Origin of the sequence: Siphonobacter sp. (genome assembly GCF_048595215.1) — a bacterium.
Lineage (GTDB): Bacteria > Bacteroidota > Bacteroidia > Cytophagales > Spirosomataceae > Siphonobacter.
The window spans coordinates 1-22311 of sequence record NZ_JBMDWJ010000165.1 but is presented as its reverse complement, the minus strand read 5'-3'; the positions used below and the strand labels follow the sequence as shown (position 1 = coordinate 22311).

Below are 22311 nucleotides of genomic sequence, written 5' to 3'. Positions count from 1 at the left end.
CCCCTGAACAATTACTTCACAATGAACTTGAAAACGATGACCCATCGCGTGTTAGTAGTGAGCACACTTGCTCTTACTACGCCGCTCTGGGCTCAACAGTCTCCCTGGAAAAAACTGGAGGAAAAACCATCAACGCTCCATCTGGAAAGTGGCTACGTAACCTTGCCGGGCCCAGCTCTGGAGCTACGTCTGGTGAAAGCCTCGCAAACGGTGGCGTCGCTGAAACCTAATGCAGAAAAAGGCTTTGATTTTACCCCCGGTGATCGGCTCAAGGTTCGCAGTAGCGACGGTCTGTATCACCTCGGTGACATTAACCTACGACTTCGTACCCCTGGGCAGTCGGACTGGCAGGCCTATTCTTCCGCCCAGAAGCGGGGCGATGTCAAGACCTTGCTTGCTACCAAACCGGCAGCGGCTTCCGCTGATTTGTCGCCTAGTTTTCCCGCCGAATTTCCCCTGGAGGTCAAACGAAGCTGGGAACAGTCAGGTAAAGGCTGGGTGGTACGGTTCACGCTGAAGAACAAAAGTACGCAGCCCGTAGAAATCGGATCACTCGGTTTTCCGCTGATTTTCAACAACATTCTGGAGGGAAATACGCTGGAGCAGGCCCACGACCGCAATGTGTTCTATGATCCGTATATCGGTAAGGAAGCCGGATACTTGCAGGTAACCCGATTGCACGGCAAAGGTCCGGTATTGCTGGTACTGCCCGAGGGGAATACGCCTTTTGAAGCTTACAATCCTTTACTCGATGACCCCACCCCCCGGGGTATTACGTTTGAAGGGTTTCACGAGTGGATGGTTCACAGTAAAGCCCACGCGGAAAAAGACTGGTCGAAAGCTCAGCCCTGGAATCAGCCGACGTCGCTGACGCTGCAACCCGGCGAAAGTAAAAGTTACGGTCTGAAGCTAGTTCTGGCTCCGGCCATTCGCAGTATTGAATCGACTCTGGTAGAGCACAAGCGGCCCGTATCAGTGGGTATTCCCGGTTATGTGGTTCCGCAGGATGTGAACGCCCGACTGTTTTTGAAGTACCCATCCGCCGTAAAATCCATGCAGGTGGAACCCGCCGGAGCCTTGAACTGGGAGGCTGCTTCGGCTACTAAAAACGGCTGGAAAGCGTACCTGATTCGCGGGAAACAATGGGGACGGGCTCGTTTGACGGTGCAGTATCAGGATGGCTTGACGCAAACGATTCATTATAAAGTAGTGAAACCCGAAGCCGAAACGATTGCTGATTTCGGAAATTTCCTGACGACGAAGCAGTGGTTCGAAGTACCGAAAGATACGTTTCATCGCAGTCCTTCCGTGATTAGTTACGACTACGAAACCAAACAGCAGGTGACGCAGGACAGCCGGGCCTGGGTGGCGGGCCTCAGTGATGAAGGCGGGGCCGGAAGCTGGCTCGGAGCGATGATGAAACAACTGGTAGTGCCCAATCAGCAGGAAATTCAGAAACTCGAACGCTTTGTTAACCAGACCCTCTGGGGACATATTCAGCACAACGAAGGTCCGGAAAAGTACGGCGTTCGGAAGAGTCTGTTTTACTACCAGCCCGATTCCATGCCGCCGAATACCTACAGTACGGCGGTGAATTACAAGGGCTGGTCGGCCTGGCCCCGTAAAGAAGCCGAATCGCTGGGTCGTTCTTACAATTATCCGCACGTAGCCGCGGCTCACTGGGTCATGTACCGAATGGCCCGTAATCACCGCGATCTGGTAACGCAGCAGGACTGGAAATTTTACCTGGAAAACGCCTGTCAAACGGCTCTGGGCATGGTGAAGTTGGCTCCGTACTACGCTCAGTTCGGACAGATGGAAGGCACCGTTTTCTTTCTGATTCTGAAAGATCTGAAACGCGAAGGACTTACGGCTCTGGTTTCCGAACTGGAAGCGGCCATGAAGAAACGGGCTGATCTCTGGAAATCGCTGGCGTATCCCTTCGGCAGTGAAATGCCCTGGGATTCCACGGGTCAGGAAGAAGTCTACATCTGGTCGTACTACTTCGGCTACCGCGATAAAGCCGAGGTAACGCTAAACGCCATTCTGGGTTACATGCCCACGATACCGCACTGGGCGTATAACGGCAACGCCCGTCGGTACTGGGACTTTCTGTACGGTGGAAAAATCTCTCGGGTTGAACGGCAAATTCACCACTATGGCTCGGGTCTCAACGCCATTCCGGTGCTAACGGCCTACCGCGATCAGCCGGACGATTTCTATCTGCTTCGCGTGGGCTACGGTGGCCTGATGGGAGCGATTGCCAACATTACGGAAGACGGATTCGGACCCGCCGCTTTTCACTCGTTCCCGTCTACGCTAGAGAATGACGCTCTTTCGGGCGATTACGGCTGCGGATTCTTTGGATACGCGGTGAATACGACCGCTTTCCTGACGCAACATCCAGAGTTTGGCTGGCTGGGTTTTGGCGGAAACGTGACTAAAAGCAATAGGGACGTGACGCTGACGCCAACTACGGCGGCTCGGACCAGCGTATTTCTGGCTAGTGTAGGGCTGGATATCAGTTTGGATGCCGGAAAGATTGAACAAGTAAGGCTTAACCCGCAAACAAAAACCGTTACGCTTACCCTTGAACCCGCTACGGCCACCACGCCAACGGCATATCTTCGATTAAAAACGGGTAAGCAGTCCTATCATCCGAAAACGGCGTTTGCTCAGGAACGGGAAGCCTACGTAATTCCCCTGACCAATCAAACGCAGACGATTACGTTGGTATCGTCAGCGAAGAAATAAGCGACCTGCATTCAGCTACGTTTGAAAACCCTGGCCCCTGTGTGGCCGGGGTTTTCTTTACAAAATCAGCTTTTTATGAGAATAAAGTTGTGTAGTTACTTAACTACGCTTTTTTTTGTAGTCAAATGACTACGCAATGAATTTAAGACGAGATGTATTCCAGGCAATTGCTGATCCCACGCGAAGAGCGATCCTCTTACTGGTGGCCGCTCAAGCTCTGCCGGCGGGAGCCATTGCTGCCAATTTTGATACGGCCCGCCCGACGGTTTCCAAACACTTACAGATACTGACGGAATGCGAGTTACTCAAAGCCGAACCCAACGGCCGGGAGATATACTACCAACTGAATCCGCAGAAGATGAAGGAGATCGCTGATTTTATCGAGCCTTTCCGTCAACTATGGGAGGAGCGGTTCAACACGTTAGAAGCCCTTATGAAAGACTATTCCTCAAAAACCAAGGAGTCATGACGCAGAAAACGAAAATTCAGGCCGAAGCTGGTAAGCAGGAGTTGGTGATTACCCGGGAATTTGACTTACCCGTAGCCTTGTTATTTAAAGCCCACGTAGTGCCCGAACTTGTGGAGCAATGGATGGGCACCAAGGTATTGAAGCTGGAAAGTAAACCCCACGGTAGCTGGCAGTTTGAAACGACAAATCCCCAGGGGCAGGTCGTATTTCGGGCCAATGGCGTCATTCATGAATGTATGCCAGATCAAAAAATTACCCGAACATTTCAAATGGAAGATTCTCCCTTTGACGTACAACTGGAATTTCTGGAATTTGAAGCTTTATCTGATACCACGAGTAGACTTACCATGCATCAGGTATTTCGTTCGGTTGCCCTGCGGGATCAGCTCCTGCAATTGCCTTTTGCCAAGGGCTTAAACTGGGCTCATGATCGGTTGCAGGAAGTGGTGAGCCAACTGATTGAGCACTAAGTAGAACAGGCGAACGCCTGCGTATCTGTGAAAAATTAACCTTACAACGGTGATGAATAACTCCTATAAATCTTTGTCTGCTGAAGAGCAGGAAGCCTTATTAAATATGATGAAGGCCCGTTTTGCGAAAAACCAGCAACGTCACCCAGGCCTTGAATGGTCCACCGTACAAGCCCGATTGGAAGCCCACCCCGAAAAACTCTGGTCGCTTCAGTTGATGGAAGAAACGGGTGGAGAACCTGACGTACTAGCTCAGGATGCGAAGACGGGAGAAATCCTTTTTTACGATTGTTCCCCGGAAAGTCCCAAAGGCCGTCGCAGTTTATGTTACGATCGGAAAGCACTGGATGCGAGGAAAGAATATAAACCCCAGGATAGTGCTCTCGATCTGGCGGCGGCTATGGGGATTGAATTACTGACGGAAGAAGACTATCGGGAGCTGCAAAAACGCGGAACGTTCGATCAGAAAACATCCAGCTGGATTAAGACCCCCGCCGAAATCCGGGATCTCGGCGGGGCCCTGTTTGCGGATCGCCGCTACGGGCAGGTCTTTGTGTATCATAACGGAGCTGAATCGTACTACGCCGCCAGGGGCTTTCGGGGTTCACTACGCGTGTAAGCCTTCGTAAGGAGGCAAAGGGTAGGGGTGCCGTTTGATTGCCTCCTGGTGCCTTTAAAAAAGCTGGAAAGAATCCAGATCAGTCCCAGGAAAAATGCGAGACTCAACAACATGATTAGTATTTCCGGTCCGCCAATGCTAAATAAGAACATAGGATAGAGTTGTTTAGTGAGACGGTAAAATACGTAGTTATTTGTTGAGAGTCAGAACTTTGTGACTAACGGTTTCCCCGCAAAATAAAACACGCATTGCGTGTTCCTATTCCTTTAACATTCGAATGCCATACACCGGCCCCGCCTGATTCCCTTTTTTAGCCTGGAAGGTGAGGACTACGGACGTTTTGCCGGTAGTCATTTCAGCGGGTAATGCGTAGGAAATATCATAGAAACGGCTCTCTTTGTATTGGTTGAGATCCTCGCTACTGAGCTTTTTACCATCCACCAGAATATCAAACTGGCGGCCCCGGTTATCCATGCCCCAATAGGTGGCAATCAGCGTATTTTTCGCGTTGGGAGCTACTTTCATGGTGAATTGAAAGCTACCCCCCTCATTGGCTACCCGGAATTTCCGCGTATGCGATTCGCCCGTTTCCAGCTTATCGCCCGAAAAGTCGTGATCGCGTTCGGGCTGCATTTCACCCACCCGCAGGTTGTCTACCGTGCGAAGCTCCAGTTCACGAGCCTGGCGGCGTTGCTCTTCGTAGCGTTTTTGCTGCTGCTTCCAGGTCTGGCTGTTGAATACATCCCAGTACACGCTGTAATGATCATCCTGTAGGGCGTAAAATGGCTGTAAGGTCACCGTACCTTCTTTTCCCAGGGCCGTCGTCTGAAATTCCAGGGGCCGACCCGTGGCCTTGATCCAGTGGTTGGGATTGGGGTCATTGCTGACAAAAACGGGTACGCCCTGAGCGGGATCAATTTCCTTGGGGCCCAGATTGCCCGCCAGAATCAGCGGGCCGTAGAAATACGCCTTCCGATCCGGATTATCGGGCATGGCTACCGAATATAGTTGCGTGGGTAGTTTGAGTTCGAGTACATCGCCCGTTTTCCAGGTTCGGTCAATCACTAGATATCCCGCTTCTTCGTTAACCTGTGAAAGCGGTTTGCCATTTAATAGTACCACAGCTTCCGTAGCCCAATGGGGTTTACGGATACGTACGGGTAAGGAAACGGCTTTACGAGTAGTAAAGCTCAGCGATAGGGTAGAGTCGGCGGGGAGGGTAGTTTGTAAAGTGACACCCAGCCCTTTTTCAACCCAATTGAGTTTGGAGGGGATGAATAGATTGACGTACAAACTGCCGTCATTTCCCTGAAAATAAATGCTTTCGTTGTACTTCGTATGGTTTTCCATGCCCGAACCCACGCAACAGGTGAAATCTTCGTACCGACTGCTAAACGGCTTCCGGGCACCCATTCGCAGGGGAACGAAGTAACACATCATACCCGTGGTATGGTTTTGCGAGGCCAGAATGTGGTTGTACAGGCCGCGTTCATAGTAGTCCATGAACGTCGCCGAAGGTTGCAGGGCGAACAAATGCCGGGTGAGTTTCAGCATGTTGTAGGTGTTGCAGGTCTCCATCGTATTCTCCGTCAGCTTGTCGTTGAGCTGATCGGGGGTGCTCAGGTACTCGTAGTTACTGTTGCCACCGGTCGCGTAGGAGTGATGGTTGACTACGGTATTCCAGAAAAAGGAAGCACTTTCCAGGTCTTCTTTCTTTCCGGTTAGCTGATAGCGACGAACCGTACCAATCAGCTTGGGAATTTGGGTATTGGAATGCTTGCCGGGGAGAATGTCTTTGTGATGGGCCAGCGAATCCAGAATCCAGCGGTCGTGAAATTTGTAGGAGAGATCCAGAAACTTCTTGTTCTTCGTCAGAGCGTAGGTATTCACCAGTACATCGTTCATGCCGCCGTATTCACATAACAGCATTTTCTGAATCTGCTCGTCGTTGAGGTTTTTCAGCGTTTGATCAACCCAATTCGCCATCCCGACATTGATAGTGAGTGCTTTCGCATTGTCGCAATACAGGTACGCATCTAGCAAACCCGCCATGACTTTATGCACGGTGTACCAGGGTGACCAGGCACCGTTGAGGTCAAAACCCCGGGAGCGAATGTCGCCGCGAGCGACTTCCGCAAAAACCGTATCTTCTTTGGGGATGGCTCCGATGTACCCCGTTTTACGGGCTTTCTGGCATTCCGCCAGTTCATCCACGATGTAATTCACCCGATTGAGGTATTCCGAGTCTTTACTGCTGGCGTAATGCATGGCACAGGCCGACAGGTAATGGCCCAGCGTATGTCCCGCCAGTCCGGAAGATTCCCAGCCGCCGTACTTTTCGGCTTTGGGTTTGAGGCCCGAATGGCTCCGAAAGTCCGCTAACAGCCGGTCTGCTTCCAGGTCTTTCAGGAAAGCGACATCGGCCTGCATGGCCTGGCGGAAAGGGCTATCGAGTAGTTGTACCTGACTCAACGGGAAACCGTATGCCCGGATCGGTACGACGGGCTGAACTTTTATCTTAGCATTCGTTCGCTCAGGCATGATGGACTGTCCAAAGACAGGCAACGTGACATTACCCAAAAGAATGACTGCGGTAAATAGGAATCTTTTCATGAATCAGTACGCATTATAAATGACTGGCAAATCCGTATTCGACCGGAGAACCTTTGCAAATTTGCTCGAAAGGCCATGGAATCTTAGGCTTGCGTTTCGCGAATACTGATACAATTCTAACCTTTCAGATGTTGAGGAGGGGATGCGTGCTGGTAAACTGATACTAGTTATGAGTTAACTAGGAAAGGACTTGACGACTTTTAAGGATTGATCTGTAAGATGTGTTTCAAAACATCCAGTACTCACTAAGGCCTTCGATAGCAAAAGTCGATTAGCTTCCGCCAATCGGTATAAGAAGTGAGATCACCATTGGATAAAATAATTAAACCCTTTTTTGAGAAGGGGTCATACAGCATATACGTGGATACACCGGGTTCATGGCCATTGTGACTGTACATCGGCGTTTCGGTATTGAATATATACATAAACCAGGTGTGAAAACCCAGACTCATATCTTTCGGGGTAAGTGTTTGCACGGCTCCGCTGTCAATAATGGTTTTCCCCTGAAAAGTACCATCACTAGTCCAGCCGATCAGAAATGTAGCGAGATCGTCCAGACTACAACGTAATTGGCCAGCTGGATAATCGGGAAACGTACGTTGCGGTTGCGGTTGATAGGCTTGCAAGGAGTCAGAGAATACATAGGGCGTTGCCAGCGTACTAGAATCCAACTGGTTAGGAAACCAGGCGGTTTGGTTCATGCCCAGCGGTGCGAACAAGTTTTTTTGACAGTAGGCATCAAAGGGCATCTTTGAGATTTTTTCTACTAAGTAGCCCAGGATAGCATACCCCATGTTTGAATAATCAAACGTACTGCCCGGAGTTGCCGGAATGAAGTTCTTTTCGGGTCGATAGTTAGTACCCCGGGGAGTCAGATAGTTTCGTAAAAAAGGTTCTAAGTCAAGCGGCGGGCCCTGATACGCTGTCTCCCAAAAGGGCAGCAGGTAATCCAGATCATCATGAATAGAGGAGCGATGGCGTAGTAAATGGCGGAAAGTGATGGGTTGATTAGGCCGATGAGGGTTTTTCACTGAAAACGGTAAAAAGCGGTTAATGGCATCATCCAGTGAAAAATAACCCCGTCCGCTGAGCTGCATGAGGGCTGCTGCCGTGATGGGTTTGCTTAGGGAAGCAATATGAAAAACGGTTTGAGCAGAAACCGGAATCCGCTGCTCCAGATTCTGATAGCCGTAGTAACCGGACCAGGCGACTTTACCCGCTTCCACCTTCGCAACGGCCAGACCCGGTAGTTGCAACCGCTTCATCTGTACGAGCATTTCTCGATCAAAATCCGATTCCTGAGCCCACGCGTTGATGCTTGTTAGGATAGCCAGAATAAAAATAAAGAGTCGCATGCAGAAGGTATGTTAACGCGTAAAGGCAGTAAGATCTAAACTGGATAAAGATACGAGTAGTAGATCTATAAGTTTAAAAGAGATGGAGTATTGGAATTTTTAGGATACTATACTTTGTTGTATAATTCAACTTATGTTAAATAGTAAGAACGTTAATCCGTAACTCTTAATTACCGATTTGACCCTATCCCACCCTTGCTTAGATTACAACAAGGAAATCTAAGCCTATCAAATAAAGTGAGAAGTGTAGTATTAATTCATTTTGCCTCGGCAAGTTCTGCAATGGATACTGGCACCTCTGGTTCGCCCTTGAAAAATGCTCCTTTTTTACCCTGGCTTAGGGCCCAGCGATGAATCCAGGAAATACCGGCTCCGCCAACGTAGCTATCCGTCATTTGGTACGCAGAATCCTGTTAAGCATCCGGAAGGGAAATAAACTGGTAACCCCGCTCACGTAGTCTCGCCAACAAAACGCTTAAATAACGAGCATTGATCGGATTGGCATGGATGCCCAGAATATGGGCCATGGGTCGGTTTAGTAAAGCCTGGGTTTGTGATTCATAGTAGTCCACTACGTCTAGCATATAGTGCACGTACTGCTGCCCAATCGAATCAGCTAAACCCGCTTTTTCGTAGGCTTTCGAAAATAGGTAATCCCCATTATCAATGGTTACGGGGGCTTCCTGATAATGTAAGTGAGCCAGATAGGAAACTAGCGAATCGCGTTTAGCCAGCGTATTACCGCGTTGCAAATACGGATGACGGAAGTACCGCAAGGGTTGATTTTGGCGAGTTAACCAGGGTCGTAACAAGGCGTCGGTTTCCCAGACATCCCGTTGATAAGCCTGTGCTGAAATCGCATTAAGGCCCCGATGAGCAAAGGTATGATTACCCAATTCCATTCCCGCCCCCAACCACCGTTGTAAAAGAGCTTGTTTTTCCGGATCAATCTGTTGATTGCTTACTAACTGATTGCCAATAACAAACCCTACGGCGGGAACGCGGTAGGCTTGCAGCGTTGCCAGCAATTGCTGCGTGAGTAACTCCTGATCTGCCGCCGTAAGTGGATGATAAGCCACGCCCGGCAAATCATCGATTGTGATACAGATCTTCTTCTGGGCCAGTACCGGTTGCAGGAACAGCGTTGAAAAGATAGCAAACCAGCAAGAGTTCATACGAGTCAATTTTTCCTCCAAACAAATAGATTAGACAGGTGCTAAATACGCCCATGAAATAATATTAGGGAAAGTTTCTGGTACAATTCAACCAAGAATCATGGAATTCAGCAGAAATTCCAGACCGTTGAAGCGGATAGGACTGGGTAAAGGAAAACGGTTGTTCTAGGTTGCGTTCAAAACAACCGTTTTCCTTTACCCAATCCTTATGATTTTTTCATTTAAACAGTTTTTGATACTCGGATTTATTTTCAGTACCACAACGCGAGGGGCCAGTTCGCCACCCACGGGCAAATGGAGTTACGGCCGCTTTTCTCCAACCAGCTTTTGGGGAACCGACGGCAGTTACAAGGGAGCCGCCAATGAGCAGGCGATGGCTTTGCATCTACAGGCTAATGGTACGTTCGAAATTCGGCAACCTATTACCATTGCTGTACTAGTTCCTACACGTATTAGAAAGGTAATATGCAGCTGGGCGATCAGACCTTCATCCTTACGCCGCAACAAGGAACCTACCGGGGTGCGTACAGTTGTTATTCCGGCAAAAATTTCAAAAGGCCAGCCAATGCTACAGAGATTGCCGCCGTTCAAAAGCAATGCCGTTATGCTTGGGAAAAGAGCCAGAAGGTCGCACAGCTCTGCGTATTTTCTTTGGAGTAGAGGATCAACAGGGCGTACTCTTCACGCAAGCCATTCGGTGAGATAATCATGCAGCCTTTTAATGGAATAGGATTTAAAAGGTTGAATGATTTGAGTATATAGATATGGTATAATAAATAGAGAAAGAATTATATGAGCATAAAATTTTACACGATTATTATAACGTAATAGAAACGTTATAATATCTTATTTTATGATTTTGCCATTCGTAGACTTATCCTTAATTATACTATATACTTTACCTACATTCATCCTAGTTTTCTCTATCTTACTGTATTAAAAACTTTTGATTCCGTTTTACGTTAATATCCTGCATTAAATCTTTTAATGCTGAAAATTCTACACAAAACGTAGTTGCCTTCGCTTGCCTTAAAACGTATGTTCATTAATCGAAATATTGGATGGAAAGTTATCTTCCATTATACCTGGAAAGGACTGACCTATTATACGTTGCTTTCCGTTGCCGTCTATCTATTACACGATTATTACAATCTTTTTCACTTACACCTGCCCTTCACCACGATCACCGCCATTAGTACGGCTCTATCTATTTTTCTGGGCTTCAAGAATAATAATGCGTATGATCGTTGGTGGGAAGCTCGGCAGGTCTGGGGCTTGTTAGTTAACTATAGTCGGGCCTGGGCCCGGGAAGTACTGATCATGATTATTCCCGAGGATGCCGAGCAAGCCGCTGAAGTTCGTGAACTGCAACATCGGATGGTCTACCGGCACATGGCTTTCGTTCATGCACTACGCGTATTCTTACGCCGACCTCAACCTTACAATAAAACCGACCTGGAGGAAATGTATGAAGACCGTAATGAATACTCCGATACGGAATCATTTCTGTCTGCGTCGGAGTATAAGGTATTCTGCAAAAAAAATAACCCGCCTAATTACCTGCTCAACTTGCAGGGCGAAGATCTGAAACGAGCTTACCAAAGAGGCTGGCTCTCGGACTACAGATTTACCAAAGTGGAAGAAATTCTGGTTGAATTCAATAACATTCAGGGTCGTTGCGAACGGATTAAGAATACTCCCTTTCCCCGGCAGTACAGTTTTTCCTCCCGCGTCTTCGTATTTATCCACGCCTCTCTCCTACCCTTTGTCTTCGTGGAGGAAATCGGCTGGGCCAGTATGCCTGTCTCCGTTATTATTTCCTTTGTCTTTTTGACGCTGGATCTGCTGGGCGAACGCATTGAGGATCCGTTTGAAAACCGGATGGAAGGCATTCCGATGACGGCCATGAGTTTAACCATCGAAACTAACCTGAAAGAACATTGGGGAGACAAAGACCTGCCCAAACCGCAACCAGCCGTAAAAGGAATCGTACTATAAGGAAGAATAGGGCCCCAAAGCAGGGCGGGAAAGAAAAATAATTAACGTTGCCATGGCGTTATGACAATTTTAGTACCTTTAGGGCTCACTGACCATTACGCCTATGCCCCGTTTAAGCAAGGAAGGATTCAAGCATAACGCGAAAATCTTCGAAAAAACCTGCCAGTGGTGCGGTACGCCCTTTTTCGCCTCCCGCTCAACGGCTAAGTTCTGTTCATCTACCTGCCGGGCGTATTCACACCAGGCGGATACACTTGATACCGCTGCTCCTTGGCAGGAAACCGAGCGTACCGTCGACGCCCTGCTACACCAGATTGCCTTTTTAAAATCGCAGATTGAATCGCTTTCGCGGGATAACCTACAATTACGGCAGGCTTTGGAGAAACAAAATCAGCCTCAGCCTGAAGCATAGCTAGCTTATTTTCTCAGTTACCAGAAGTTTGCTATACGAGGGGTAATCCTTCGGCTCGTTGATCAGGCGGCTAGGCTTTACCTAGCCGCCTGATCCATTTCTAGTGGGTTAGCTACCCAGGTTTCGGTCCAGTTCAATGGCTGCCGTAATCAGAGCGAGGTGCGTCAGAGCCTGCGGATAATTTCCCAGCTGCTCGCCCCGTTTACTGAGCTGTTCCGAAAACAGGCCGAGGGTATTGGCATAGCCGAGAATTTTCTCAAAGAAATTACTAGCTCGCTCAATCTGTCCCCCTTTGGTTAAACATTCTACAAACCAGAATGAACACATCGTAAACGTCCCTTCTTCTCCATCCAGTCCGTCAATCTGCGTTTCTTCGTTGCGGTACCGGTAAATGAGTACATCCAGTTTGAGTTCGCGTTCGATGGCCAGCATGGTTTTCTGCCAGTGGGGTTCATTGGGCGTGATGAACTGAACCAGGGGCATCAACAGTACGGAGGCATCCAGGGCATGTCCGCCGCGAACCTGTACGAAAGCTTCTTTTTCCTCACACCAGAATTCCTTGAAAATGAAGTCGTAGATTTCATCGCGTACCCGGTACCACTGCTCCCGTGGGTAGGGGAACGAGCGTTCATCCCCAATGCGAATGGCCCGATCCAGGGCTACCCAGCACATCATGAATGAATGCAGGAACTGTTTTTCTTCCCCCCTAATTTCCCACATCCCGTGATCGGGGAGTCGCCAGTGCCCGCAGACAAATTCGACTTCTTTGCTCAGTTTTTTCCAGAACTCGTACGTAATATGGCCGCCGTATTTGTTGAACAGGTAGATGGTATCAATCAGCTCCCCGTAAATGTCCATTTGTCGCTGCGTAACCGCTCCATTTCCAATCAAAACGGGTTTGGAATCTTTATGACCCGAAAAATGACTGAGTTCCTCTTCCTCCGGCGGCGTTTGTCCGTCAATGGTGTACATCAGTTTCAGGGATTCGTTGAGGCAGTGGTGCTCCACCCAATCCATAAACCGCCGGGCTTCATCCAGGAACCCCAGTTTCAGAAACGCAAACATGGTAAAAGCCGAATCCCGTATCCAGGCGTAGCGATAATCCCAGTTGCGTTCCCCGCCCAAGCTCTCCGGCAAGCCGAAGGTAGGAGCCGCGACTACCGAGCCGTGTTCATGCGAGGACATGAGTTTCAGCGTAATGGCGGAGCGAATCACAATTTCCCGCCAACGCCCCTTATAAGTAGACTGACGGGTCCAGGTTTTCCAGAACGCATGGGTGGCGTCGTAGTAGGTTTTACATAAGTCAGCGATACTGGATTCGGGCGTTTTATTTTCCTCACAAAGCTTGCTCTCCTCGCAGAGGATAAAGCATAATGTTTTGCCTTCCTCCAGTTGAAATCGCGATACGACGTCTGATTCGGATAGCTCCAGCGGAATTTCGCTGTACAACTGTAACTCCTGATCGTCCGCATCCGTAAACCGGATTCCCATTTCGTTCGTCTGAGCTTCGTGGCTGATTCGACCGTACGAAAAACGGGGCTTACACTGGATTTCAAACTCGATGTTTCCGCGTACGGCCATTAGCTTACGAATAACCGTCATCCGGGAACCCTCTTCGTGCACGGGCATGAAGTCCGTCAGTTCGGCAATGCCGTAATCGGAGAAGAAGCGGGTCACCAGTATAGCCGTATCCGTTAGGTAAAGCTGCTTGTAGGTTAAATCCGAAAACGTGGGCCGGATGGAAAAGTAACCGCCCTTTTCCGGGTCGAGTAGTTGGGCAAATACCGTGGGTGAATCAAACCGGGGCAGGCATAGAAAATCAATGGTTCCGTTGCAGGAGACCAGAGCCGCCGTATTCATGTTTCCGATTAAGCCGTGTTGATCGATGGGTGTCTGATTCATACGAATAGCGACGAACGCGTGGGTTCGTTCCGAGGGGATTGGCAGATGATAAGTGTCAACGGATGGCGGGCGGGTTTTGTTTTTGGGTCGGCTGGAAGCAGGCTTTGCTGATTTTCCGCTATTTTCGTCGGAAACGCTAACCTCTATACATGTTAAAACGATTCATTCCTCTGATCCTGCTTCTCTTGGGAAGTATGGCCTACGGTCAATCCCATACGGACTGGCCCCGGTCGATGCCCTGGTGGAAAGCCAATAATCTCCGCGTGATCCAGTTCAACATGCCCGCGTACGAAGCCGCTACGATGCAGCCAGATTCCATCGTGGAGGATCTGCAGCGAAGCTCGGCCAATACGCTGTTGATCAATATTGGCGGTATCATGGCTTTTTATCCCACGAAGCTAGATTTTCACTACCAGAATCCTTACCTCCGCTCGCCCACGCTGATGGATGATTTGATTCAAAAGTGCCATCAGCAGGGCATCCGGGTGATGGTACGCTTTGATTTCAGCCGGGTGCACGAAAGCATTTTCAAAGCTCATCCCGACTGGTGTTACCTATCTCCCAAGGGCGAACGGGTGTACAATACGGATATGGTAATGGTTTCGATCAACGCTCCCTACGTACAGACCAAGGCCTTTGAAATCATTGCCGAAGTCATGGATCGTTTTCCCATCGACGGTATTTTCCTGAATATGCCGGGGTATCAGGTCAATAATCCTTACGAGGGCGTATACCACGGCATTGATCAGAATGAACACGACCAGAAGCGATTTGCTGCTTACAGCCAGGGACTCCGTTTGCCAGTGAAAGAAAACAAAGGGGATTCCGTATATAAGGTCTACGAAGCCTTTAAAAAATATACCGTCGATGACTGGACCAAACGCCTGCACGAACTGATTAAGTCCAAAAATCCGCAGGTGGCCCTTTGTACATACATGGACGAGTACGTGGACATCATCCGCCACGAATCCCAAAGCTCGACTACGCTTCCCTACTGGCCCTATACGGCATCGGATAATGTCAATAATGCCGTTCACTCGTATCCGGATCACATCATCAGTAACGCCAGCATTCAGCAGATTTCCTTTCAGTCGCGGTACAATGCCGTGGAACCGGAAGAGGTTAAAATCCGCCTCTACGAAAATATTGCCAACGGTTCAGGCCTGGACATCAGCATGATGGGTGACATGCGGGGCTACGAAGACGAACGAAATTTTAAGGTCATCCGTCAGGTCTACGCCCATCATAAAGCCTACGAAAAGTATTTTGGCCGCTACCGTTCCGTAGCCCGCATTGCTTTGATTGCTCCGGGTTCCTGGCCCAGCGGTTTACCCATGCAGGAGTACCGGGGCCTTCAACTCATGCTCAAGGAAGCTCACCTGCCTTTCGACATTATTGAAGATTCGCAGCTTGCCCGCCGGGTCCAGGACCTGAAAAACTACCGGGTGTTGCTGCTTCCCGACCTCACCTACCTGAGCCTGGCTTCGGTGGAGGCGTTAAAACAGATCAGTCAGCAAGGGACCAGCCTGCTGGCGACAAACCGTACCCTTTCTGATAACCCGGTTGCCTTAGCCGAATTATTCGGGGCGAAAGTGGTGCAGGGCGAGCACGACGGGAGCGGTTTCTATTTAACTCCCGAGCGGCAGGCACCGGTTAAACGCTTTCCGGAACAGAAAATGCTCTTCTGGAAGTTCAACCTGGGTCTGTACGATTTTTCAACGGCTGACACCACCTACTGACCCATTTGGGCGAAGGGACGGCCCGGTCCGCCCGAAATCATTGGCGGTCATGACCCCACGGGTTACTACGCCATGGGGTTGAAAACCTACGGCAAAAGCACCAATGCCCTATTACCCATTAACCTCGGTCGCCTGTATTATCAGCACGGGTATCAGCAACACAAAAATCTCCTGCTCGACGTGCTGGACCGGCTCTATCCGTCGGCGGGCCGTCTCGTCCAGACCAATGCTCCCGACCGGGTGGAAGTTATTGTACAGGAATTTACCGAAAACACGCCTCAGAAAATGCAGCAATCATCCAGTGATGGCTGGATTGTACACCTGATCAATCTGACCGGTTTTAGCGGTAACACGTATTTTTCTCCCGTACCCCTACCACAACTACGTTTCCAGATTGCTTGTCCTTTCAAACCCAGCCGAATTCACGTACTGGGTCAGCAAGGCTCGCTTCCTTTTTCCTATCAAAAAGGTACGGTAACATTTACCCTGCCCTCGCTGGCTTCGTTTGCGGGTATTGTATTGGCTCGGTAAATGGTTGAGTGAAGTATCAAGTTTGATTTAGAGTATCAGGTTTGATTTTATGCATCGGAGGCTTCTTTCACTGGTCTTTACCTTTAGAAAAGGGTACGAACACAAGGCCCCCGGAAATCGAAATTTCCGGGGGCCTTGTGTTTGATAGTAAACCTTAGTAGCTCATTTCTACAATGGCTCGTACATCCTGAGGCGTTAGCGATTTGTGTTCGCCTAGTCCCAGCCAGCCCCGTTCCGTGAAACGTTCCGCAATGCGTTCCGCCGTACCTTCGTAGTTTTCGGTGTACTGCGAGAGTTTGGTTTTGATGTCGAGGGAGTGGAAAAATTCTTCCGTGCGACCAATGGCCCGGATGGCCACTTCTTCTGGAGGTCCCGTCAAACCCCATACGCGTTGGCCGTACTGAGTCAGTTTTTCGCGTTTGGTGCGGAAGTTATACCGATAATGACTCGGAGCGATGATAGCCAACGTTCGGGCGTGATCAATGTTATAGAGAGCTGTGAGTTCATGACCCATGGCGTGTACGGCCCAGTCGGTCGGTACCCCTTTCTGAATCAATCCATTAAGGGCCATCGTACAGCAGTACATAAAATCACCAGCGGCATCGGTATCAGCCGGGTTTTGCATAATCACGGGAGCGATTTCAATCAGGGTTTGCATAATGCTTTCCGCAAAACGATCCTGTAAGCGAGCCCCGACCGGATAGGTCATGTATTGTTCCAGCACGTGCGTAAAGGCGTCGGTAATCCCATTGGCCAGTTGTCGCTGCGGTACGGAGCGAACCACTTGAGGATCCAGAATGGAGAACGCTGGAAACAAACCCGCCCCCCCCATCGATCGTTTTTCCTGCGTTTCGGCCCGGGTGATAACCGCTCCGGAGTTCATTTCCGAACCCGTAGCCGGCAGGGTGAGTACCGTACCAAAGGGCATGCCGTGTTCCGTACGAATCGACTGGCTTAAAATATCCCAGGGCTCACCACCCGTATAGTAGGCAGCGGAAGCCAGAAATTTGGTACCATCGATAACCGAACCACCGCCCACGGCCAGTAAATACGTAATGGACTGTTCTTTAATAACCGACAGGGCTTTCAGCAGTACTTCGTATTCGGGGTTGGCCGGAATCCCGCCAAATTCAACGACATCGTAATTAGCAAGGGCCGCTTTAACCTGATCATAAATCCCGTTGGTTTTAATACTCCCGCCGCCGTATAGCAGCAGTACGCGGGCACCGGCGGGTATTTCCTGGGCTAACTGGGCAATTTTTCCCGTTCCAAAAATAAGCTTGGTTGGGTTTTTAAACTCAAAATTTAACATGGCTTTACCGGTTGATTGGGGTATTCACTGGCCGGGTAACGGTGGCCCGCAAACGATTAGTTCCAAAAGCCTGCGACCTAACCAAAGCGGAGCGATCCTAAGGACCGCTCCGCCGGGTGTTCAAAGATTGAAGGTTGACTGGTACGTGTGTGGGTTAAAACAAGCAGCTCTACTGGTTTATCACCGGGAAACAGGAAAGGTTATCACCCGTACGGAAATAATTTTTACTTTTTTTAAAAGCCGCTTTTTTAAGAATGAACCGTCTTGATAGTCAACCCCCATTTTCGGGGCCGTTTTACCTCATCCCTCTAAATTTAGGGGTTGTGTTTTAGGCTATTTTCGGCAGTAATCCGTGGGGTTCTTTCAACTTCTTTCTTCTCATTCCGGGGAAAAGCTCTACTGCCCTGGTAGGCATTCTTTTTTTTGGGCTTGTTCACTACGTTTGACTCCACATTCTCATGAAAAAGAGTGATATCCAGCTCGACGACTGGAACCGAATTCTGTGGGGCATGGCTCCGCCCATATTTTTTCTGGAAGTACTCTTTCGGACCCTGATTATCTATTTGTTCTTGTTGGTGATGATGCGGTTGTTGGGCAAACGCATGAATGGACAACTCTCCATTACCGAAATGGGCGTCATGCTTACCACGGGGGCCATCCTTTCCCCGTCCATGCAGGCTCCGGACCGGGGCATTGGGCTAGGTATATTTGCCATGATTTGTGCCCTCTTGTATCAGCGATATACCACCTTGTGGGGTTTTAAAAATAAAACGGTAGAGATGATCATGCAGGGCACTACTACCGTTCTGGTTAGAGATGGGGTTTTGGACGTAAGCGAGCTGATGGGAAACCGCATTTCGCATCAGCAGCTCTTTAGCGTTTTGCGAACCGAAAAGTATTACAACCTCGGGCAAGTAAAGCGGGTGTATCTGGAAGCCAGTGGCCTATTTAGTATTTATCCCGAAAAAGAACCCCGACCCGGTTTATCTACGCTGCCGCCGAACGTTAGTGATACGTCCATTCATGCGATTCAGCGGGAAGTAACCGAATTAGCCGTTTGCTGCAATTGCGGAAAAACCGCCGAAAAAAAGACTCACCCCGGCCCGTGTCCGCACTGTCAGGCCGAAGACTGGGGTACAGCTATTCTCTAATTCTTTCTTCCTGCATCGTATGAATCCTGATGATATTAAAATTGACGACTGGCTCCGGATCTTTTACGGTGAATTGCCGGCTAGTTACTTCATAGAAGTTATCATTCGGATGACTTTTGTGTACCTGCTGCTCATGGTTTGTATCCGAATCATGGGGCGGCGGATGGCCTCCCAGCTTAACCGCAATGAAATGGCGGCTCTGACTTCGCTGGCCGCTGCCATCGGTATGCCCGTACTTTCGCCCGACCGGGGATTACTGCCCGCCATCGCCATTGCCATTATTATTGTGGCGGGGCAACGCTGGATTTCTCGTATCGCTTCCCGAAATGAAAAATTTGAGGCGATTACACAGGATGATATGGAAATTCTGGTGAAAGATGGGGTGCTTGAACTCAAAGCCATGCAGCATTCCCGCATTACCCGCGAACGCCTTTTTGCCGAACTCCGGGCTGCCAGTATTTTGCATCTGGGTCAGGTTCGACGCCTGTACATCGAAGCCAACGGTAAATTCACGCTTATTGAAAACGAAAATCCGAAGCCGGGTCTGTCCGTAATTCCTAATGAGGATCAGGAACTTATTGAAGAGCAACCCAAGGCCGATGACCGACTCGTTTGCAAGAATTGTGGAAACACCATGTTTCAACCCCTGAAACCCGAGAATGAGTGTAATCATTGTAAAGACGTGAACTGGATACCTCCCATTAAGCCGGAAGCATAGTTTTTTTACCGCTTTTTTCTTCAACCAATCCCTAATTTATGAACGAAGCCAATCCCCTTTGGTGGCAATCAGGTATTGTGTACCAGATTTACCCCCGTTCCTTTCAAGATAGTAATGCTGACGGTGTTGGCGATTTACGGGGCGTTATCAAACGCCTTGATTATTTAAAGTGGCTAGGGATCAAAGCTGTATGGCTTTCTCCCATTTACCCTTCCCCCATGGACGACTTTGGGTATGACATTGCTGATTATAAAGGCATTCATCCCTTATTCGGTAACATAGAGGATTTTGATGCTCTACTCGAAGAAGTACACGCCCGGGATATGAAACTCTTGCTGGATCTGGTTCCCAACCATAGCTCCGATCAGCACCCCTGGTTTAAGGAATCCCGTTCATCCCGCGATAATCCCAAACGCAACTGGTACCTCTGGAAAGATGCCCGGCCCGACGGCTCCGAGCCCAACAACTGGCTAAGTGAGTTCGGCGGCAGTGCCTGGCAATGGGATGAGACGACCCAACAATACTATTATCACGCCTTTCTGGCTTCGCAGCCCGATTTAAACTGGCGAAATCCGGAAGTACAGCAGGCCATGTTTGACGTCATGCACTTCTGGCTGAAAAAAGGCGTAGATGGATTCCGCGTGGATGTGATGTGGCATATGATCAAGGATGAACAGTTCCGAGATAATCCCATCAATCCCGATTACCAGCCGCATGAATCGACCGTCAAGAAGGTACTGGCCGTGTATTCAACGGATCAGCCCGAAGTACACGAAATCGTCCGCAAAATGCGGAGTGTACTGGACCACTATAAGGAACGTATGATGATCGGGGAGATTTACCTCCCCATCCAACGCCTGATGTCGTATTACGGTACCGATGGCAACGGGGCTCATCTGCCCTTTAATTTCCAATTGCTCACCCTGCCCTGGGAAGCTCCCCAATTGGCAGCCGCCATTAGTCAGTACGAAGGGGCCTTGCCCCAGCACGGCTGGCCTAACTGGGTGCTCAGTAATCACGATCAGCCCCGCATTACTAGCCGCGTAGGTATGCAGCAATCACGGGTAGCGGCGATGTTACTGCTGACGCTCCGCGGTACGCCAACCATTTATTACGGGGATGAACTAGGGATGCAGGATGTACCCATTCCCTTTGCAGAGGTACAGGACCCACAGGGCCTCAATATGCCCGACAAAAATCTGAGTCGCGATCCGGCCCGTACGCCCATGCAATGGACCGAAGAAAACTACGCGGGCTTCAGTACGGTTAAGCCCTGGTTACGACTAGCCAATACGTATCGACGCGTAAATGTAGAAACGCAAAAAAGTGATCCGTACGCCATGCTTACGCTGTACAAGCGACTGATCGAGCTTCGGCAATCTGAACCTTCGTTGATGTGGGGTTCGTACATTCCGGTTTATTCCGATCAGCAGTTAGTCGCCTTCATTCGTGAGGCTTCTACGGGTTCTCGCTTTCTGATCATTCTCAACCTGACTCATCGGCCTGCGTACTTCAAAGCCGAACATATTACGCTCGAAGGTATCGTTGAAATAGCCACCTTCCCCGAAGATGAAGGCCAACGCATTAAAGATTATATCACCCTTAGCGGCGACGCTGGTCTATTGATCCGACTCGATTCATAGTTAACATTCATTCTCCACCTTCACCGCATTTAAACAACACATCCCCGTAGTCATGAAAAGAATTGGTTCTGATTATCAAGGCAACAATCAATGTACATTTAGGGTATGGGCTCCCGAAAAGGAACGCATGGTCTTGGATATAGTCCACCCTCAATCCCGAAGGATCGAGATGCAACCGGAAGTCGAGGGGTATTTTTACGCGGAAGTATCTGATCTACCAGCAGGTTCGCAGTATTTTTTCCGCCCTGACGATCAGCAGTCTTATCCCGATCCCGGTTCTCGCTTTCAGCCCCAGGGTGTACACGGTCCTTCCGAGGTAATTGACCCTACTGCCTATGCCTGGCAGGATGCTGCCTGGCGAGGTGTACCTTTTCCGGAAGTGGTAATCTACGAATTACACGTGGGTACGTTTACCCCGGAAGGTACTTTCGAAGCCATCATACCCCGACTTACGGAGCTGGCTGACATGGGCATTAACGCGTTGGAAATTATGCCGATTGCTCAATTCCCTGGTCGTCGGAACTGGGGGTATGACGGCGTATTTCCCTACGCGGCTCAAAACTCGTACGGTGGTCCCGAAGGGCTAAAGAAACTCGTGGATGCCTGTCATGCCGCAGGTATTGCCGTGTACCTGGATGTCGTATATAATCACGTGGGCCCCGAAGGAAATTACCTGTCGGAATACGGTCCCTATTTCACGGAAAAGTACTGTACCCCTTGGGGCAATGCCCTGAATTTTGATGGTGCTTACTCGGATGGTGTTCGGGATTTCTTCGTAGGGAATGCCTTGTACTGGATCGAAGAGTTTCACATCGATGGGCTTCGGTTCGATGCCATTCACACAGTTTTTGACCAAGGGGCCGTTAGCCTCTGGGCTTACCTGTACAGTAAAGTGCATCAGTTGGAAGTAAAGCTCGGACGTACGATTACACTGATTGCCGAAAGTGATCTAAACAGTCCGCATATTCTGAAGAAACCGGAAGCGGGTGGCTTTGGCTTTACGGCTCAGTGGCTGGATGATTTCCATCATTCATTCTACGCTGTTTTGGATGAAAAAGAAGGTAAGAAACGCTACGGCGATTTTGGCCGGATGGATCAGATCGCCAAGGCCTATACCGATGGCTTTGTGCACAGCGGGGAATACGTCAGTTTTCGAAAACGTAGGTACGGAGCCTCTTCAGCCGGTATTCCGGGCGACCAGTTTATTGCTTTCATAGATAATCACGATCAAGCGGGCAATCGTCTGCTGGGCGAGCGGCTCTCCTCACTCATTGACACCGAACGTCTGAAGGTAGCGTCGGCGGCTCTCTTGCTGGCCCCCTATGTCCCCATGCTGTTTATGGGTGAAGAATACGCCGAGCGGGCTCCTTTCTTTTACTTCATTCATCACTCGGAGCCGGACTTAATCAAAATGGTGCAGGAAGGCCGCAAGGAAGATTTCAAATCATTC

Annotated in this window: 17 protein-coding genes; 12 read left to right on the top strand and 5 right to left on the bottom strand. The window is 49.5% G+C overall.

All coding sequences use genetic code 11. From position 1 onward, the window contains the following. The first annotated feature begins 21 nt into the window (after window positions 1-21). The 4 genes from ACOJTG_RS09675 (at window position 22) to ACOJTG_RS09660 (ending at window position 4312) form a co-directional block, all read left to right on the top strand. A complete protein-coding gene (locus tag ACOJTG_RS09675; RefSeq protein ID WP_420153635.1) occupies window positions 22-2754 on the top strand; it encodes a DUF5695 domain-containing protein in 2733 nt (910 codons plus the stop codon). A gap of 136 nt (window positions 2755-2890) precedes the next feature. Next, window positions 2891-3223: an ArsR/SmtB family transcription factor gene (locus ACOJTG_RS09670; RefSeq protein WP_420153634.1), complete on the top strand. Its 333-nt coding sequence runs from the start codon at window positions 2891-2893 to the stop codon at window positions 3221-3223. Then, a complete protein-coding gene (locus ACOJTG_RS09665; protein WP_420153633.1) occupies window positions 3220-3693 on the top strand; it encodes an SRPBCC family protein in 474 nt (157 codons plus the stop codon). Before ACOJTG_RS09670 ends, ACOJTG_RS09665 begins: the two co-directional genes overlap by 4 nt. A 52-nt stretch (window positions 3694-3745) precedes the next feature. Continuing rightward, complete coding sequence (locus ACOJTG_RS09660) at window positions 3746-4312, top strand: DUF4256 domain-containing protein (protein ID WP_420153632.1); 567 nt, start codon at window positions 3746-3748, stop codon at window positions 4310-4312. A 258-nt stretch (window positions 4313-4570) separates the two neighbouring features. Here the strand turns inward: ACOJTG_RS09660 and ACOJTG_RS09655 are convergent, their stop codons facing one another. The 3 genes from ACOJTG_RS09655 to ACOJTG_RS09645 all read right to left on the bottom strand — a co-directional run bounded on the left by ACOJTG_RS09655 (window position 4571) and on the right by ACOJTG_RS09645 (window position 9455). Then, window positions 4571-6925 carry a beta-L-arabinofuranosidase domain-containing protein gene (locus tag ACOJTG_RS09655; RefSeq protein WP_420153631.1) on the bottom strand — a complete coding sequence of 785 codons (2355 nt, stop codon included), beginning with the start codon at window positions 6923-6925 and terminating at the stop codon, window positions 4571-4573. Window positions 6926-7170: 245 nt separating this feature from the next. Next, complete coding sequence (locus ACOJTG_RS09650) at window positions 7171-8280, bottom strand: serine hydrolase domain-containing protein (RefSeq protein ID WP_420153630.1); 1110 nt, start codon at window positions 8278-8280, stop codon at window positions 7171-7173. 413 nt (window positions 8281-8693) lie between these two features. Continuing rightward, window positions 8694-9455, bottom strand: a complete 762-nt coding sequence (locus ACOJTG_RS09645) for a polysaccharide deacetylase family protein (RefSeq protein ID WP_420153629.1) — start codon at window positions 9453-9455, stop codon at window positions 8694-8696. 1038 nt (window positions 9456-10493) lie between these two features. On the opposite strand from ACOJTG_RS09645, the gene ACOJTG_RS09640 reads away from it, so the two are divergent. Beyond that, window positions 10494-11453, top strand: coding sequence for a bestrophin family protein (locus ACOJTG_RS09640; RefSeq protein WP_420153628.1), 960 nt, complete (start codon window positions 10494-10496; stop codon window positions 11451-11453). 103 nt (window positions 11454-11556) lie between these two features. Next, complete coding sequence (locus ACOJTG_RS09635; protein ID WP_094815999.1) at window positions 11557-11865, top strand: hypothetical protein; 309 nt, start codon at window positions 11557-11559, stop codon at window positions 11863-11865. A gap of 108 nt (window positions 11866-11973) precedes the next feature. Here the strand turns inward: ACOJTG_RS09635 and ACOJTG_RS09630 are convergent, their stop codons facing one another. Further along, a complete protein-coding gene (locus ACOJTG_RS09630) occupies window positions 11974-13767 on the bottom strand; it encodes a glycoside hydrolase family 15 protein (RefSeq protein WP_420153627.1) in 1794 nt (597 codons plus the stop codon). A gap of 149 nt (window positions 13768-13916) precedes the next feature. On the opposite strand from ACOJTG_RS09630, the gene ACOJTG_RS09625 reads away from it, so the two are divergent. Both ACOJTG_RS09625 and ACOJTG_RS09620 read left to right on the top strand, forming a co-directional pair. Next, window positions 13917-15506: an alpha-amylase family protein gene (locus ACOJTG_RS09625; RefSeq protein WP_420153626.1), complete on the top strand. Its 1590-nt coding sequence runs from the start codon at window positions 13917-13919 to the stop codon at window positions 15504-15506. A 72-nt stretch (window positions 15507-15578) separates the two neighbouring features. Further along, a complete protein-coding gene (locus ACOJTG_RS09620; RefSeq protein WP_420153625.1) occupies window positions 15579-16037 on the top strand; it encodes a hypothetical protein in 459 nt (152 codons plus the stop codon). 154 nt (window positions 16038-16191) lie between these two features. Here ACOJTG_RS09620 and ACOJTG_RS09615 read toward each other — a convergent pair whose 3' ends face one another. Then, a complete protein-coding gene (locus ACOJTG_RS09615) occupies window positions 16192-17349 on the bottom strand; it encodes an iron-containing alcohol dehydrogenase (RefSeq protein WP_420153624.1) in 1158 nt (385 codons plus the stop codon). Window positions 17350-17807: 458 nt separating this feature from the next. On the opposite strand from ACOJTG_RS09615, the gene ACOJTG_RS09610 reads away from it, so the two are divergent. The 4 genes from ACOJTG_RS09610 to treZ form a co-directional block, all read left to right on the top strand. Then, window positions 17808-18500: a DUF421 domain-containing protein gene (locus ACOJTG_RS09610; protein ID WP_420153623.1), complete on the top strand. Its 693-nt coding sequence runs from the start codon at window positions 17808-17810 to the stop codon at window positions 18498-18500. Between the two features lie 19 nt (window positions 18501-18519). Further along, window positions 18520-19218 (top strand): DUF421 domain-containing protein, encoded by a 699-nt coding sequence (locus ACOJTG_RS09605; protein ID WP_420153622.1) that lies wholly within the window; start codon window positions 18520-18522, stop codon window positions 19216-19218. A 38-nt stretch (window positions 19219-19256) separates the two neighbouring features. Continuing rightward, on the top strand, window positions 19257-20861 hold the full coding sequence (locus ACOJTG_RS09600; RefSeq protein WP_420153621.1) for an alpha-amylase family glycosyl hydrolase: 1605 nt from the start codon (window positions 19257-19259) through the stop codon (window positions 20859-20861). Window positions 20862-20913: 52 nt separating this feature from the next. Further along, on the top strand, window positions 20914-22311 hold a 1398-nt coding region (gene treZ / locus ACOJTG_RS09595; RefSeq protein ID WP_420153620.1), incomplete at its 3' end, for a malto-oligosyltrehalose trehalohydrolase.

Excerpts from the sequence above, each read along its gene's own strand:
- ACOJTG_RS09645 (WP_420153629.1), bottom strand. The coding sequence starts at position 9,455 with ATGAACTCTTGCTGGTTTGCTATCTTTTCAACGCTGTTCCTGCAACCG.
- ACOJTG_RS09630 (WP_420153627.1), bottom strand. The coding sequence starts at position 13,767 with ATGAATCAGACACCCATCGATCAACACGGCTTAATCGGAAACATGAAT.
- ACOJTG_RS09620 (WP_420153625.1), top strand. The coding sequence starts at position 15,579 with ATGGGGTTGAAAACCTACGGCAAAAGCACCAATGCCCTATTACCCATT.
- ACOJTG_RS09625 (WP_420153626.1), top strand. The coding sequence starts at position 13,917 with ATGTTAAAACGATTCATTCCTCTGATCCTGCTTCTCTTGGGAAGTATG.
- ACOJTG_RS09655 (WP_420153631.1), bottom strand. The coding sequence starts at position 6,925 with ATGAAAAGATTCCTATTTACCGCAGTCATTCTTTTGGGTAATGTCACG.
- ACOJTG_RS09605 (WP_420153622.1), top strand. The coding sequence starts at position 18,520 with ATGAATCCTGATGATATTAAAATTGACGACTGGCTCCGGATCTTTTAC.
- ACOJTG_RS09650 (WP_420153630.1), bottom strand. The coding sequence starts at position 8,280 with ATGCGACTCTTTATTTTTATTCTGGCTATCCTAACAAGCATCAACGCG.
- ACOJTG_RS09660 (WP_420153632.1), top strand. The coding sequence starts at position 3,746 with ATGAATAACTCCTATAAATCTTTGTCTGCTGAAGAGCAGGAAGCCTTA.
- ACOJTG_RS09670 (WP_420153634.1), top strand. The coding sequence starts at position 2,891 with ATGAATTTAAGACGAGATGTATTCCAGGCAATTGCTGATCCCACGCGA.
- ACOJTG_RS09675 (WP_420153635.1), top strand. The coding sequence starts at position 22 with ATGAACTTGAAAACGATGACCCATCGCGTGTTAGTAGTGAGCACACTT.
- ACOJTG_RS09610 (WP_420153623.1), top strand. The coding sequence starts at position 17,808 with ATGAAAAAGAGTGATATCCAGCTCGACGACTGGAACCGAATTCTGTGG.
- ACOJTG_RS09615 (WP_420153624.1), bottom strand. The coding sequence starts at position 17,349 with ATGTTAAATTTTGAGTTTAAAAACCCAACCAAGCTTATTTTTGGAACG.
- ACOJTG_RS09635 (WP_094815999.1), top strand. The coding sequence starts at position 11,557 with ATGCCCCGTTTAAGCAAGGAAGGATTCAAGCATAACGCGAAAATCTTC.
- ACOJTG_RS09640 (WP_420153628.1), top strand. The coding sequence starts at position 10,494 with ATGTTCATTAATCGAAATATTGGATGGAAAGTTATCTTCCATTATACC.
- ACOJTG_RS09600 (WP_420153621.1), top strand. The coding sequence starts at position 19,257 with ATGAACGAAGCCAATCCCCTTTGGTGGCAATCAGGTATTGTGTACCAG.
- ACOJTG_RS09665 (WP_420153633.1), top strand. The coding sequence starts at position 3,220 with ATGACGCAGAAAACGAAAATTCAGGCCGAAGCTGGTAAGCAGGAGTTG.